General features: G+C 31.4%; 10 protein-coding genes and 2 pseudogenes. 1 reads left to right on the top strand and 11 read right to left on the bottom strand.

What is annotated here, in order from left to right; translation table 11 throughout:
• Positions 1-7: 7 nt before the first annotated feature.
• The 7 genes and pseudogenes from ACX9TM_RS15615 to ACX9TM_RS15645 form a co-directional block, all read right to left on the bottom strand.
• The gene (locus tag ACX9TM_RS15615; protein WP_065382271.1) at positions 8-2413 is read right to left on the bottom strand and encodes a PAS domain S-box protein; all 2406 of its coding nucleotides are present in this window, start codon (positions 2411-2413) and stop codon (positions 8-10) included.
• 430 nt (positions 2414-2843) lie between these two features.
• A pseudogene (locus ACX9TM_RS15620) lies at positions 2844-3071 on the bottom strand (hypothetical protein); the annotation flags it as partial.
• 20 nt (positions 3072-3091) lie between these two features.
• Positions 3092-4492 carry a hemolysin BL regulatory component HblB gene (gene hblB / locus ACX9TM_RS15625; protein WP_065382270.1) on the bottom strand — a complete coding sequence of 467 codons (1401 nt, stop codon included), beginning with the start codon at positions 4490-4492 and terminating at the stop codon, positions 3092-3094.
• 375 nt (positions 4493-4867) lie between these two features.
• Entirely contained in the window at positions 4868-5995 is a 1128-nt protein-coding gene (hblA, locus tag ACX9TM_RS15630) for a hemolysin BL binding component B (RefSeq protein WP_000591977.1), read from the bottom strand.
• A gap of 36 nt (positions 5996-6031) precedes the next feature.
• Entirely contained in the window at positions 6032-7252 is a 1221-nt protein-coding gene (hblD, locus tag ACX9TM_RS15635; RefSeq protein WP_000714435.1) for a hemolytic enterotoxin HBL lytic component L1, read from the bottom strand.
• Positions 7253-7313: 61 nt separating this feature from the next.
• Entirely contained in the window at positions 7314-8633 is a 1320-nt protein-coding gene (gene hblC / locus ACX9TM_RS15640; RefSeq protein WP_000850223.1) for a hemolytic enterotoxin HBL lytic component L2, read from the bottom strand.
• 1180 nt (positions 8634-9813) lie between these two features.
• Complete coding sequence (locus ACX9TM_RS15645; protein ID WP_001097917.1) at positions 9814-11043, bottom strand: helix-turn-helix domain-containing protein; 1230 nt, start codon at positions 11041-11043, stop codon at positions 9814-9816.
• A 435-nt stretch (positions 11044-11478) separates the two neighbouring features.
• On the opposite strand from ACX9TM_RS15645, the gene ACX9TM_RS15650 reads away from it, so the two are divergent.
• The gene (locus ACX9TM_RS15650) at positions 11479-11607 is read left to right on the top strand and encodes a hypothetical protein (RefSeq protein ID WP_003288606.1); all 129 of its coding nucleotides are present in this window, start codon (positions 11479-11481) and stop codon (positions 11605-11607) included.
• 679 nt (positions 11608-12286) lie between these two features.
• Here the strand turns inward: ACX9TM_RS15650 and ACX9TM_RS15655 are convergent.
• The 4 genes and pseudogenes from ACX9TM_RS15655 to proC form a co-directional block, all read right to left on the bottom strand.
• A complete protein-coding gene (locus ACX9TM_RS15655) occupies positions 12287-12517 on the bottom strand; it encodes an alpha/beta-type small acid-soluble spore protein (RefSeq protein WP_000897399.1) in 231 nt (76 codons plus the stop codon).
• 166 nt (positions 12518-12683) lie between these two features.
• A complete protein-coding gene (locus ACX9TM_RS15660) occupies positions 12684-13325 on the bottom strand; it encodes a GIY-YIG nuclease family protein (protein WP_001292165.1) in 642 nt (213 codons plus the stop codon).
• Between the two features lie 165 nt (positions 13326-13490).
• Positions 13491-14906: an amino acid permease gene (locus tag ACX9TM_RS15665; protein WP_000067463.1), complete on the bottom strand. Its 1416-nt coding sequence runs from the start codon at positions 14904-14906 to the stop codon at positions 13491-13493.
• 133 nt (positions 14907-15039) lie between these two features.
• Positions 15040-15857 (bottom strand): annotated as a pseudogene (gene proC / locus ACX9TM_RS15670) (pyrroline-5-carboxylate reductase).
• Positions 15858-16073: the final 216 nt, after the last annotated feature.

The raw sequence follows: 16073 nt of genomic DNA on the forward strand, positions 1-16073 counted from the left end.
GAATATCTTAATTTTGAAGTGTACAAATAGGGAGAGTGACTTCAACTGTAGTCCCCTTATTCATTTCACTCTTAATAAATATCTTTCCCTCATGTGTTTCAATGATTTTATAACAGATCATTAATCCTAAGCCAATCCCCTCTTCTTTAATACTATAAAAAGGTTCTCCGAGGTATGGTATACGTTCTTTTGGAATCCCACACCCTTGATCGATAAAACGAATGCTTACTTGATTATTATCAAGTATATTTATTTGAATCAGAATTTCCCCTCCCATCGGCATAGATTCAATTGCATTTTTTAATATATTAACAAATACTTGTTTTAATTGATTTCCTTCACATGAAATCAATGGAATACCAGGGTTAAGATCGATTCTAAATTTTATATTATGCATCATTGCTTGAGGTTGTAGTAGCATTAAAACTTGATCCATTAGCACACTAATGTTATTAGGTTGCATTTTTACTACCTGTGGTTTGGCTACCGCCATAAATTCAGTTGTTATGCTCTCTATACGCTCAATCTCTGATGATACTATATTAATATAACCCTGATTATTCTCATTTTCCGTTGATTTTAGTAATTGCATGAACCCTTTCATTGCAGTTAATGGATTATTAATCTCATGAGCCATTACAGTCGCTAATTGTCCTACAACAGCAAGTTTTTCAGATTTTCGTAATAATTCTTCTGTTTTTAGCCGTTCAGTGATATCACGAGAAATACTTAGAAAAACTTTTTTACCATTTAAGTTAAAAACACGAACACTAAACTCAGTTGTTATTACTTTTCCTGTTGGAAAAACATATTCATCTTGCAAAGTGAAGGAAGTTTGTCCTTTTTTAATTTTTTCTAATAACCTTACGATTATTTGAGAATCTTGTGGTACTATATTTGAAAATGATAATGAAAGCAACTCTTCTCTACTATATCCAAATCTTCTACACCCAACAGGGTTTACCTCAATAAATCGACTTGGAGTATTATCTTCATTCAGCTCTACTACATATACCGCATCAGTTGCTTGTTCGATTAGTGCACGGTACTTCATTTCACTATCTCTTAATTGCTGGTGTAATTGATGCCGTTCTCTTTCTGCTTGTTTTCTTTCAGAGATGTCTCTACATATTGCTGATAAAGCTATCACATTTCCTCTTACATCTAGTATAGGAGAAACTGTCAGACTGATATCAAGAAGACTCCCATCGCTCCGTTGTCTAACAGTTTCTAATCTAGTAACCACCGATTCTCCTGTTAGAATTTTCTGAATATTTTCAAGTGATTCTTCCATTAAAAAATCTGGTACACAAGGTAATCTCTTACCTATGATTTCTTGTGATGACCACCCAAATATCTTTTCATAAGCTTTGTTGGCTTGTAAAATATGCCCTTCTCGATCAGAAATGGTAATAGCATCTAGATTGTGCTTTATAAATGATTCCAATAATTCTTTGGTAGCGCTTAATTCTGATTCTACCTTTTTTCTTTCGGTTATATCAACTGTAGAACCAACAACTTCAATAACTTGTCCATTTCGTTTAATCGGCCTAAGCGCAATAAGAATAATAGTTTTATCATTTGGCCAAGGTAATTCAAATATAATTTCTTTTCCTTCCCATGCCTGAAGATAGTACTTCATCAATTGTGGAACTAAATGTGGAGGAACAATAGAAGCATCAATAGTACGTAAGCTTTTTCCTACCACCTGTTCAGAATAAAATCCGTTTTGATAATAAAACTGTCCATCACATAAAGTGTGTATAAAGTGCTTATCCACTTTTTTAAATTTAAAAATTCCTCCTTGAAGCTCATGTACGGTATCTGCAAGTTCTTGCTTCGATTTTTTTAATTCTCGATTCATTTTAGATAAGTCCTGTGTTAAATAATACAATCTCTGGTAGGCTTCCATAAGAAATAGCCCAATTAAAAGTCCTAACGCTATATATAATAGGCCTCCTGTGTAAAGTAATGTAGTATTAAATAATACGCCAACTAACCACTTTATTCCAATAAAAACAGAAAAATATAACGATGCACTTTTAAAAGGATGTAGTTTTTTAAAATAAGTTTTAAAAGTAGAAAATAGAATCCCCATACATAAATAAGCAATCACAGGAGGTTCCCAATACTCTCCAATGTAAAAAATACGCATTAATATTATGCTAATTAGCGTAATCCAACCAGCAATACGACCAAAGTAAATAAAAGATAGAATAAGAGGAACAACTCGAAGATCGTAAGAAAATCCCATGTATGGAAAAGAAAAGAACATTAACGTAACTGCAATAATCCCTCCATAGAGCTTTTCGAAATATCGACTAGAATTAATTGTAAACACTTGAATAAATATTGCTGCGCTAACTAATAAAGAAAAAATAGAAAGGTTGATGAAATAATCTTTAATAATCATGTAATGTCCCTCCTTGCATTAAGTGTATTCGACAAAAAAGCTAAAAATCCTACAAATTGTATAAACAGTTCAAATGCATAAATTTTAAACTAGGCTAAAATCTGGAAAAGTAAATAAGGAACACAGCAGATGGGATATTTTAATGAAAAATAGTTCAAAAAAGATAATAGTAACCGTTGACTACTATTATCTTTTTTCTTTAAGTTATCGTAATATGTATGAAACTCTAAGGGACGTGGTATGTCATTTCATCAAACAATGATTATATACTGAGTCATGAATATAGAAATTTCAGCAGTAATTTTTGAAAAATAACATAAAAAACAAAACTATCTTTGAAAATGGAAAAAATCTATATGAATGTCAACTAATCTATGTACAAAAACGTTCACTTAATTTTGCATAAAATCACTCGACTTAGGAAGCTAAGTAGTTCTTCAAGGTCGATAAGAACACCTGTAGATGCTTCAGGATAACTACATAATTGTATGGTTAATGTACTTGAAACCTTTCAGTAAAACCATACACATAATACAACTAACTCCTTGGTTCAATATTTACTTTTTCGCTGAACAAATTCTTTTTCTTGAGCAAAATATTCTAGGATATAAGGAGATTTTTCGATTAACTTGGTGTCTAGTTTATTCTCCAGCTCCAATTACTTCGTTACTTTCAGATTCAGTTCATTATATTTTGTACTTTGTCTTTATACACAACATATTCTTTACCATCCACTACTGCTACTACCGCAAATTCATCATTTGGATTGAATGAAAGCCAATCAGCCCACATGTTAGTATTAGCCCCTCCACTCCACATATTATGAACAGTGTTTTTCGTTAAATTCATAACTTTATAAGACGCATTTGGCGCATTTGTTCCAGTCTTTATTTCAAAAGTGTATGCGTTATGAATTTTTTTATAAAAGTAGAAAACGTTTGATGGACGAAGCTGATTCAAAAAATCCTGTTCTTTTTTCTCTGCAATTTTTATCCCTTCTTGCAAAGTGACAACATCTGTTTTTAATGTTTTCCAACTGTTTTTCGCTGCATTCAAGCTAGGGGTTAAGAATTTATATTTATTTTGATCAGCTTTTTGATCAGCTTTATCAATATGTCCCAGTACACCCGAATATTGAGAATCTAAATCCTCCCATTGCGTAGACATATAAGTAAGAGCAGTGATAGCACTATCAAGCATACTATGCATATCACTAATATTATGAAATGCAACTCCAACTACACGATTCAATGTTATTTTATAATCTACAGTCTGACGCAATTTTGCTAATTCAGGTTCTAGCCAACCTAACTTACCTCTTGCATCACCTATCATTATGCCACCAGCAATCAAGGTTGGAATAAAGGGGATTTTCACCATGTCTAACCCCTTAGATTCTATGTCTTTCTGATATTTTACTTGTCCTAAAAGGTCCTCTAGACGCTTTTGGTCAGCCTCCACATCGGCACCTTGGTTTTTTAAAATCGATTGCAATGTCTCTTTATGACTTCCAAATGTTCTAACATCTTCTCCAATAGCATTTTTTAATTGAATTAATTCTTCTATTAATGCTTTTGCAGACTTTTGATTTTGTTGAATTCCTCCCTGTAAATCTGTAATCCCTTTTTTTAAAGTATCTCCATTTCCAGTATTGATCGCCTCTACTAATGTTTCATAATAATTTTCAAATTTTGTATCGTATTCTATAATGCCTGTCAATGTATCTAAAAGCTGTTTTTTTACTTGTGTATTCCATGTAACAGCATGTGCTCTTGCATTCTTTTGATCTTGTACAATTTTACTAGGTAAATCCGCATTTCCATTAATAGTTATTCCTTCAAAACTCACATCTGGATTATTAATTAGCAAATAAGAATATTCATTCATAGCTTTTGCAAATAAACCAGCATCTTGCAAAGCTTTTTTCATCTGTTCTTCATTTGCTGAAAGAGACATATTTTCAGTGTTCGTTTGTTCAATTTCAATTGCAAAAGTTTCTAGTGGTATGACTGCATAAGTAGTTGTTATAGTTAAAAACGCTGATATAGCGAGTAGTTTATTAGGGATTTTTTTCATCATTTCGTATTCCTCCTATATAAGGTATGGTTTCAAGTTCTAATCTTATTAAAAAGCGATGTCTTTCAAAATGAGTTCTACATCTTTTATCAGTATCGTTTGAACTTTCTTTAGCAGCCTTCAAATCATTAAGTATTAAAGAAAATGTATATAATCTACTTCAAATTAACCGATTCTGTTGCAAATTTTAAAAAAGCAATTAAACTACAAGGTTATTTTTTATTCGAATCATACTTATATATAATTGAAAGGCGAAGTCTTTAATGAGACTCCGCCTTTCTGTTATATAAGGATTTATTAATTATTACTTTTCTGTTTAACAGTGTAATCATAGACTTTCCATGTTTTAGTTCACTTTACAACAGAATTAATATTTCCCTATTTTTGTGGAGTAACAGTTTCCACTTTTAATTCCTTTATTCCTTCTTTTAATGTAACAGCATCTGTTCGTAATGTTTTCCAACTGTCTTTCGCTGCATTTAAATTAGGCTTTAAGAATTTAAATTTATTTTGATCGGCTTTTTGAGCTGCATTCTCAATATGCCCTAGAACGCCCGAATATTGAGAATCTAAATCATGCCACTGCGTGGACATATAAGTAAGAGCGTTAATAGCATCATCAAGCGCCTTGTGCATTTCATTAATATTACTGTAAGCAACTCCAACTACACGATTTAAGGTTACTTTATAATCCACGGTCTGACGTAATTCTGCTAATAAAGGCTCTAACTTACCTAAATTATCCCTTGCTACTCCGACTATAATACCGCCAATTATTGGTAGACCCAAAATAGCACCCTTCATTACATTAAACCCATCAGATTCTAATTGTTTATAATAGTTTACTGATCCTAATACTTCTTCTAGACGCTTTTGATCGGCATCAACATCTGCACCTTGATTTTTTAAAATTGACTGCAAGAGCTCTTTATTACTTCCAAAAGCTCTAACATCATGTCCAATAGAGTCTCTTAATTTAGTTAATTCTTCTATTAGTTGTTGTGCATACTTTTGATTTTGTTGAATTTCACCTCGCAAATCTGTAATCCCTTCTTTTAAAGTTTCTCCATCCCCTGTATTAATCGCTTCTACCATTGTTTCATAATAATTGTCAAATGTTGTATCGTATTCAACAATACCATTCAATGTATCTAAAAGCTGTTTTTTTACTTTCGTATCCCAAGTAACAGCATGTGCCCTTGCATTCTTTTGATCTTGTACGATTCTACCAGGTAAATCTACATATCCATTAATGGTAATTCCCTCAAAATTCACATCAGGATTCTTAATTAACATATAAGAATAGGCATTCATAGATTTTGCAAATAATCCAGCCTTTTGCAAGGTCTCTTTCATTCTCACTTCATTTGCAGAAAGAGCCGTATCTCCATTGTTCGTTTGTTCAATTTCACTTGCAAAAGTTGTTACTGGTGAAACTACATTAGCAGTTGTAATAGTTAATAGCGTCGATACAGCGAGTAATTTGTAAGGGATTTTTTTTATCATTTCATTTTCCTCCAATTTAGGTGTTAAATTTCAGTTCTACTCCTGTTTAAAAGCAATATCTTTTGAAATGAATTCTGCATCTTTATGAATATCATTCCAACTTTCTTTAGCGGCTTTTAAATCATCTGGTATTAAAGAGAATTTGTGGTCTTGCATAGAATCGATATTATCCAGTAAATCTGTATAATTTGCGCCCATTGTATTCCATTGCTTTTGAATATTTGTTAGAGACAATATCGCTTGATCTACAGTCTGATATAAATATGCCAATGTTTCTTTCGCGTTAGTAAGCGAAAGAACTGCTTGATTAGCACGATCTGCTTTCATACTTAATTCTCCGATTTTATTAGAAATTTCATTATAGGAGTCCATATGCTTAGATGCTGTGACACCAGCCGCAGTTCCTAGACCGATACCAGCTGCACCAAGAGCCGAGAGTCCACCAACAACAGCCGGTGTTGCTGTACCGCCAGTTACAACAATAACTACCGCTCCTCCAATAGCTGCAATAACTAAAATAGCTGCTCCCAATCCACCACCAATTGACCATGCTAATACATCATCAAAATGTTTTTTCTGAGTAGAACGAAGTTGCTCAATTTCAGCTTGAAGTTGTGGAATCGTTGCCTGTTGACCTGCTAATATTGCAGTTAATCCACCTTTCCCATCTGGACCACCAACATTATTTTTAAAATCTGTAGAATTTTGATATAGTTTCCCTTTGAAGTCTTGTAGCATCTTAATCACATCTGTAACTTCTTTTGAATTTGTATTGATTGTAGTAATTAAATCATTTATACCCTCTTTTAGACCTGCCTTATCTTTCTTTTGTACAGTTTCTACTAATGTGTCGTAATAATTTTGAAATTGTTCATCGTAATTTACAATATTACGAGCAGTTTTTTGAATCTGTGGCTTCGCTGTATCTAACCAGTAATTCGCATTGATTCGTGACAGCTCTTGATTAAGGTGAATATTTTTGAGCAACTCTCCCCCCTCTGAGCCTAAATCGATATTAGATAAATTTACATTTGGTTGCTTAATCATTGTTTTTGCGTATAAATCCATTACTAGAATATGAGACCCTGTTTCAGCTAATGCTTTCTTCAGTCCTTCGGGGCCTAATGCATAATTGCCTACTTTTTGTTCTTGAGCGGTCGTTTCTTGTGCAAATGCATGAATAGTGTTACCGGTAGTAGCAGTTATAACAGTTGCTAATGTAGCTAAAGTTAGTACTTTGAATGGAAATTTTTTCATGACTATTCTCCTTCTTTCGCTAAATGCTTATAATCTTTATGAATTCCGAAAAAACGAAATATTAAAATTTATATACTTGTTCTTCAAGGTAACTTATTACATTTTTTAATTGTCTTAATGTATCTTTTTGAGACTGCTCGCTAGTTGTATCAACATTAGTAGATAATTTTGTAATGCTATTTTTTATTAGATTTAAATCTTCTTTATAGCGCTTTAGTAGATCAAGTTCTACATCTACTTGATTTGCAAACGTATGCAAATCATTTTGTGTAAGAAGAAGCATTGATTTTTGTAAATCAGCTATTGATAATTTCGTTGTTAAATCATATATTTTTTGATTTTGTTTCTCTAAATCATCTAAATATGCTCGCTGTTCTGCTGTTAATTTATTTACTTCAGCAAAAACGCCAAATGTTTTCTTAATCTTTTCGGTATCAATGACCTTCATCAGGTCATACTCTTGTGTTTTTGCTGCGGCTGCGGCTGCTATTTCACCTTGTTTGCTTTTCTCAATTGCTTCACGAGCTGCTTTTTTTGCTGATTCAATCTCTAGAGCAGTTTTACCTTGTTCTGTCGCTTCTTGCGCCGCTTTTTTCTCCGCTTCTAAAATAGAGTTGTTAATTTCTTTTCCTTTGTTATACGCTGCCACCCCTGCTTGAGCAGCCGGTTCAATAATTTCTTTTGAAAGACTATAAACTTCTTTGAATATAGCAAATCCCTGTTCATTTAAAGCCCCTGGTATTAATGCAATTTGCTGTAAATCATTTTGAATTGCTTTTTTGGTATTTAATATTTCATTTTTTAACTGGTCTATTTTTCCTGTTCCGTCTGTACTTAGTATGCCTTGAGCAGTTGCCACATTGGTATCAAAATCTTTTAATTTTTTATCAAGCTGTAATTTAAGATCTGTTAATTCATTGATTTGCCGTTGCGTATTTTCTTGATTCGTCATAGCCATTTCTTGAAGTACTTCAAGTCTATCCGAAAACCCTTCTCTATCTTCTTTATTGTCTACAAACGATTTTAATGTCGGGTAATAGCTATTAAATTTTGTTACAAATCCTTTACTTTTTGAATTTAATAGAATTAACTGTGGATAGAGTTCCGATGACCATTCCTTCATATCTTGTTTGATTAGGAATTGATTGGTATTTAAAGCTGGGACTTCCTCTAGCTGTACATTAGGACTCATTAAAGATTGATCAATATACGTTTGGATTAATTTAGATTGCGCACCTAATTTTCGTAATGATGAAGAAATATCCATGCCTTCCTGTTGAGTTTCCGCTTGAACGATTGGTGTTGCGAGAGTATTGATAGGAATAGTTGCTCCAGTTACTATGGATGTTATTAAAAATCCTGTCATTATTTTAGTTTTCATTCCGTACACTCCTTTACCATTGTTTTTATAACTTAATTCATATAACTTGTACGACCTCTCTCTTTGTAAACTGGTTAAGAAGGAGAAATCTTTCAGATAGAATAATATCGTTATTTTTTACTTCTAATAGGATGTAAGGATTTTACTTACTTCTCACTTCGATACTTTATTTTTTCAAATATAAATAACAAAAATTTATTAACTATATTTGAATCAAGCACCCTATGAATAGTAAATCAGTAATTCTTCCCTAGAATTGCGGTTTAACTTACAGAACTGCGAGAATCAATAAACCAATGCTTACAGTTAATCTTGCCATAACATTGTTTAATTTAAATTTAATAATATTACTCTTAGTTTTATCAGCAAGCTCCTTACTAGACTACAAAAGGTGAAATTATACTGTACATCGCTTATACTTTTATTGCGGAATAACTTCACTTTTGTTATGCAGAAACTTAGAACAGGTTTATTACAAATTTGATTCTTGACCTCTTGTAAATAAATTGACTATTTATAAAATTATTAACGACATAATGTTACTTACAACTTCACTATAATTCCTATTAGCGTAACCTTATCCTTTCTGTCTGGTCATACCAGTTATGTTGTTCATTAAAACATTAAATTTTTAATGCGTAAATAGAAAAATTTTGTCGATTACGATCGATAATTTACTGTTAAATAAAAATATGAACCGAAAAAAATTATATAAATATAGTTATTCGTAAATTTCATTTCTGTAATTGTAATGATTACAAATTAATGTGTATACGGTTAAAAATAACTATTTTAGCTCAACCAAGAAATTTTATTTTAGAAAAAATACTTATAGAATAATATAATAGGTCTTTTTATACTTTTTTACCTTTATTTAGTTATGTATAATTGCATAAAATGTAGATATATTTAGTAATATATGTTATATTGTTGATTTTTTCACAAAACATCCTAATATAATTATTAACAAATATTCAGTATGAAGATATTAGTCTATAAACTTATCATCGTTATAAACATAGGTTTTAAATTACAAAAAAGCTGCAAAGCTTACTTGAAACACTTTGCAGCCTTCTGTCTTTTTGTTTTCTTTAGCAAAATAATGGTTAGTGTATTTTCATTTTTTGGGATACTTATACCCATGTTTAAGTCTTTACATTGAAGACAGCAGATAACAAGCTTATATTACTGTATATTTTTCACGGTACTGCCTAGGAGTCATACTAGTGATTTTTTTGAAAACTCTTATAAAATAACTTTGGTCATTAAAGTTAAGCCACGCACAGATATCTGATAACGAATAAGTAGTGAGTGTTAATAATTTTTTTGCTTCTTCCACTCTTTCCCTTTGAATATATTCGCTTAAAGTAATTCCCATTTCTTTTTTAAATAGTTTAGACAGATAAGTAGGCGTAATTTCTAAATGATTAGCAAGTTCATTCAGAGATATTCCATCGTAAACATTTTTATTAATATGTTTTATACATGTAGTAACCGCGTAAGAATACTTTTTTGCATTGTATTCTTTCACACGATCTGCAAAGGTACGTAAAGCGTCCCCTGATAATCGCTTTACAGATTCTACATTATCTAATTGTTCTAGGGTTTGTATATATAAAATACTATGGGCAAAAGCAATATCTGGTGGCAGGTTTCCTTCTATTGCATATCGAGTGGCTAAGGTAATCGCAATAATTCCAAGGTTTTTTTGATTCCTGAGCGGGTCCTCTATTAGCATAAGTTCAACATCTTCTTGCGAAACCGCATACATATACTGTATTAACTTTTTTTTATTTCCTTCTTTAATAGTCGAAAAGAAATCATTTACTAATGCCATATTGTGCGTTTTAGGTTTGTTTTGTCGGCGTTTTAAAATATATAAATCCGGTTTCACAATTTTATTAGGAACTTCCTCTAGTACTTTATTTTTTTCCAAGACAATATCTACATCTAACTTTTCATTGAAAATCATGTAATGTAATAAAATTCCCATATCAATTAATGTAGTTTTTTTAATCTCAGATAAACACTGATAATAGGCAAGTCTTTCTTGAATGTTATCATTTGATTTAAATTCTTTCTGAAATTTTATGATCATATCATCTGAATCTTTTGAATGTATAGTAGGACCGATTATAATAGTCCCTTTAATATCATCATGATTTTCTATATGAATTAGAACAAAATTTTCAAGATAGTTGTTACTTCGGAAAAGTGGCAAGTTAAAGGGATCGTTTTCTTGATAAATATCAGTAAGATGTTCTTCTTTTGAAGAATAAAAAGGACTACAAACATTATCAGATGTAGAATGATATAAAATTTTTCTGTCTGCAGATAAAATATGTACAGGGGCATTAAATGCTTTATGTGCAAGATCACACAAGTGTTGTATATCGATAGAAGTATTCATTACATTCTCCTTTATAGATCTATAAAATATATTCTGTTAGATATAATTCACGACAAATAATACTATAAAATATCAAATTAGTACAATTCACAACAAAATATTACTATATCTTTTTTATAAAAATCATATATTATTTAATTGTAGTTAGCATCTAAATATCAGAGTAGATAAGATAAGTAAAGGAAATAAGCTAAGTTCTTTTCTTAATTCTACAAAATATAATTATTGAACTTGAGAAAACAGTGAAATACTACAAAATACAGTGGTAGTCAATGCGAGGACCAAGCTGGAAAAAGATTTAAAATAAAGCGAAAGTAACAGGAGATACTGTACCACCGCAAGAAATAACAGTCAAAGTTCCAATTCAATCACTTATACAAATTGAATTCAAAAAAATAAATACTGCTAATTTAAATATGAAACTGAAAAACTATTTTGCTCCAAATTTTAAAAAAAGATAATAAAGAAGTTGTGAAATTGGAAACAGATGAAAGCGATACGGCTATTTTTGAAGCACTATGCTTTGAAAAGTATAAGGTGGAGGAAATTCAAGTACTCAACTAAACATTTAATTGAGAGAAAGGTCTTTTCATTAACTAAAAATAAAAAAACGAATGGAATTTTCAAAAAAATGACACTATATTACTGGTCGCAACATTAGCTTACTTTCCACAAAAGAGGAAAATATATATAGACTTTACAAATACTAAAAATAGCAAACTAGATAGTTTTATTACCGCATCACATAAAGTGAAACTTTAATCAGTGGGGGTTTTGTTCATCCCCACTGATTATTAGCCCACACCAATCGGGCTTTTACGGGCAAATAGCGAGATAAACTTATTATTAATTTCCAAATACAATAGTTGTTAATCAACCAAAAACTTCAATAACCAAGGTGCACAGTAAATTGACATCAAAACAATTCTTACTACAATATCAGGTTTTGCTTATTCTATAAAAAAAGAAATATCACTTAAAAACTATTCCTTTATATCGATTTAGACATAAAACATTTTATTATATCGGCTTAAGTATTATGGAATTAAAATTGCAAATAACACCAAAACTCTTTAAAGGGTTCATACATCGCTCGTATCGAATTTATCACCTTTCGATACCTACGTCATTAACATAACTAAAAAACATCATTACAAAGGAATCTGAGAGGTTTTTTCAATTCCGAAATTTATTTTTTTGTAAATTAAAGGAAAAATAATCCGTATATATACGGATTATTTTCTTAGTGTAGTCTGTATTGACCTGTTAACTGTTTTTCAGCCATTCGAACTAAGCGTTTTGTAATCTCTCCACCGATCCGAACCATTTGCAGATGATGTGATGTATCAGGTCCCAGTGTGACTCCTAGTTCAAAAGCAATTTCATACTTCATTTGCTCAATAGTACTTGTAGTAGCAGAAATAAGAATTTCATTTGTATCACTTTCGTATCTTTGAATATTTATAAATAACATGTGCCTAATTATGCTATTTATGCATGATCAACCTAATTTATTCCAGTATTTTTATAGGAACCCTTTCCCTCCCCTTATTCCACCAATTAAATTTGAAACACAAATGTACATTGCATTTCAATATAACAATAAAAGCTACAAAAGCAACGAATTTACTACTTTAAAGTTAAGTGTTTAACCTTGAAGTACTTAAATTCTTTTTTCCAGATAAAGCATACATTATATCTTGATGTTTTATTGTCCTCTTATAATTATGTGGTATCGGGAATTTTTTTCGGTATTCTTTCATTATAATTAAAGTTTGAAGTTCTATGCTCAATACTTTTGCGAGGATATGATAGTTATATCCATTGTTTAACAGAGAAATTATGTCATAAAACATAGTTTTTCCACCCACTAATTTTACTAATTTATTCTTTAACTCATCCCCCTTTTCTTTAGCTTTATCAATTTCTAACAACATAGATTTTTTATTTGTCTGCTTAATGTATTGAGTATACAACTCTGGGAATTCTTTTTGTACTTCTTTGTTTAATACTGGTCTATATTTAATCATATAAGTAACTTGTAACAAAGAGCGTTTTAACAAACTATCTTCAATGAGATACGCTACTTTATTAAATAAATGTACATATTCCTCAATATTGGAATAACTATTAAAATGAGCTAATACTCTACTTTTTATACTAAAAGCCTTGCCTACATAAATAATATTGTCATTATAGTCTTTAATGAAATAAATACCACTGTCAGATTTTTTCAATTTATTATCCAATTCTTCTATACTCATAAAATGCAATTCACTCATACTTCTCTCTCCTTAGCAGTGTTAAATCGTAAAAAACAAGCAAGGTTTCTAAAAAAGTACTTAGCTGCCCTAGCATCTCTTATTTTATCTCTTGCTAAATGTCAAAAAACTGTTTCTATGTTACTCAACTATCAATATGATTATTAATAAAATTTTCGATCGTTATTATCTCGCTATTTTATCATGTAATTTCGAGATCGTTTCCTCATTTAAATTACTGTATTTTATCGAATAAAGGAAATATACTACTACCCCAATAGTAATCCAAATACTAAAGTACACCCATGTCCTTAACGGTAAATTTAGCATTAAAAACACACAGCATACAATTGCAACGCATGGTAATACAGGTACAAAAGGTACCATAAATCCACGTTTTAAATTTGGGTGTGATTTACGAAGGATAATAACTGATAGACAAACTAACGCAAATGTCACCAAACTACCGATATTAACTAAATTAACTAATTCTTTCAAATCAATAAACCCAGCTATTATAGAGCTCCCTATTCCTGCTAATCCAGTTATAAAAGTGGGTGCTCCAGTTTTCTTATTAACTTTCGCAAATGATTTCGGTAACAATCCATCACGACTCATTGCAAAGAATACTCGTGTTGCCGCATACATATTGGAAAAAATAACAGCCATAAGGCCAATTACAGCACCTGCAGCAATTGCACCAGCGACTTTTCCTTGTCCTACAACTTCCATTACATAAGCCATTGCCTCAGGAACATTTAATTCTTTATAGGAAACCATTCCTGTCATAACAAGGCATACCATAACATAAATAATTGTACATATGATTAATGATGCAATAATACCGATGGGAAGATTACGTTTCGGATCTTTTACTTCTTCTGCTGAAGTTGCTAATATATCAAAACCCGTAAAAGCGAATAAAATAGCTGCTCCACCCGTAAAAACTCCACTTAAACCGTATGGTGCAATTGGTATCCAGTTCATTGGTTTTACATAGAATATACCAACCGTAATAAACAACAAAATCATTCCAATTTTAATCAATACCATTATATTATTGATTCGTTTACTTTCTCTCGTACCACGAGATAACATCCATGCCAATATCAATGTAATAATTACTGCTGGTAGATTCACAATACCACCATGCGAAGGAATCGTTACTAGAGCTTTAGGTATCTCTAATCCAAATCCCTTTATTAAATTGTGGAAATAGCCTGTCCATCCAGCAGCGACAGCTGCTGTTGCCACGATATATATTAACAGCAATGACCAACCTACTAGATGAGCAACAAACTCACCAATTGTTGCATATGAGTACGTATATACACTACCAGACGCCGGGAGTGTAGAAGCAATTTCCGCGTAACATAATGCTATAAATCCACATATAATTGCTGCAAGTATAAATGAAAAAACAACTGCTGGACCAGCATTTGTTGCTGCTACTAATCCAGTTAACACAAGAACACCCGTTCCAACTATCGAGCCTACCCCTAACATAATTAAATCAAATGCTCCTAATGTTTTCGTTAAAGTCTTGCTTTGATTATGCTCTAACAATTGTGTAACGGATTTCTTTTTTAGTAAATTACTCATATTTTCTGTATCCCCTTTAAAATAAGGTTTGTTCTTCTCGTTAGTGTTGTATATAAATTTACTTAGTTATTAACTAGCCTCATAATATTTCTTTTACATTAAATAGATTTGAAATATTATATAAATTCGCTTCTCACTTACTAGTTAAACTAGACATTTCCATAGATTTTTGCGTACAACGTTTCATAGCTGAAATGATAGCTGTTCTTAAACCTTTTTCTTCTAGCGTTACTACAGCTTCTATCGTCGTTCCACTTGGAGAACAAACCATATCCTTCAATTCACCTGGATGTATTCCTGTTTCCAATACCATTTTTGCAGAACCTAATACAGCCTGAGCCGCAAATTTATAAGCTTGTTTTCTCGGCATACCGCCAAGTACAGCAGCATCTGCCATGGCTTCTATAAACATATACACATATGCTGGAGAAGAACCACTAATAGATGTAACAACATCCATTAGTTTTTCATTTATGACCTCCGTCTGGCCGAAAATATTAAATATGTTCAGTACCTCTTTTATATCTTTTTCTGTAACCATTTCATTAAAACATAACGCAGACATTCCTTCTCCAACAAGTGCCGGTGTATTAGGCATTACTCTAACAACCTTTAACTTTCTACCAAATTCATTCTCAGTGCTCTTAATACTTTTTCCTGCAGCAATAGTTACAACGATTACATCATTTTTTATTTGATCTTTTATTTGGTTAATTACCGATGAGTATAAATCTGGTTTGATTGATAAAATTAAAATGTCAGCACTGTTAGCGACTTCATTGTTGTTAGTAGTTATAGTTATGCCATATTCATTACTAGCATTTTTTAAATTAATGACGTTTAAATCTGAACAAATTATTTGATCTGGAGAAACTATATTTTTTTTATCATCCCACCTATCATAGCAATACCCATGTTTCCACATCCGATGAATCCTATTTGTTTATTCATAATAATTTGCTCTTGCTCCTTCTACTCTAAATTTTATTGATTTTGAAATTATTATTCTAAATAAGGGCTATTACAATTACTTGGTTTATCAATAGAATTTCAAAATTCTCCTTCCTATATAGAGCTTACATATACCTCTAATAACTTCTTTGCTTTCGCTGAATTTTGAGGTGGGGGTCTTGCTGCCCGGCAAATAGCGGGATAAAATCATTTCTT

The sequence above is a fragment of the Bacillus sp. LH1 genome (assembly GCF_057924895.1).

Bases quoted from the DNA above. Each gene is read 5' to 3' on its own strand.
- ACX9TM_RS15615 (WP_065382271.1), bottom strand. From the start codon at position 2,413: ATGATTATTAAAGATTATTTCATCAACCTTTCTATTTTTTCTTTATTA.
- hblB (WP_065382270.1), bottom strand. From the start codon at position 4,492: ATGATGAAAAAAATCCCTAATAAACTACTCGCTATATCAGCGTTTTTA.
- hblA (WP_000591977.1), bottom strand. From the start codon at position 5,995: ATGATAAAAAAAATCCCTTACAAATTACTCGCTGTATCGACGCTATTA.
- hblD (WP_000714435.1), bottom strand. From the start codon at position 7,252: ATGAAAAAATTTCCATTCAAAGTACTAACTTTAGCTACATTAGCAACT.
- hblC (WP_000850223.1), bottom strand. From the start codon at position 8,633: ATGAAAACTAAAATAATGACAGGATTTTTAATAACATCCATAGTAACT.
- ACX9TM_RS15645 (WP_001097917.1), bottom strand. From the start codon at position 11,043: ATGAATACTTCTATCGATATACAACACTTGTGTGATCTTGCACATAAA.
- ACX9TM_RS15655 (WP_000897399.1), bottom strand. From the start codon at position 12,517: ATGTTATTTATAAATATTCAAAGATACGAAAGTGATACAAATGAAATT.
- ACX9TM_RS15660 (WP_001292165.1), bottom strand. From the start codon at position 13,325: ATGAGTGAATTGCATTTTATGAGTATAGAAGAATTGGATAATAAATTG.
- ACX9TM_RS15665 (WP_000067463.1), bottom strand. From the start codon at position 14,906: ATGAGTAATTTACTAAAAAAGAAATCCGTTACACAATTGTTAGAGCAT.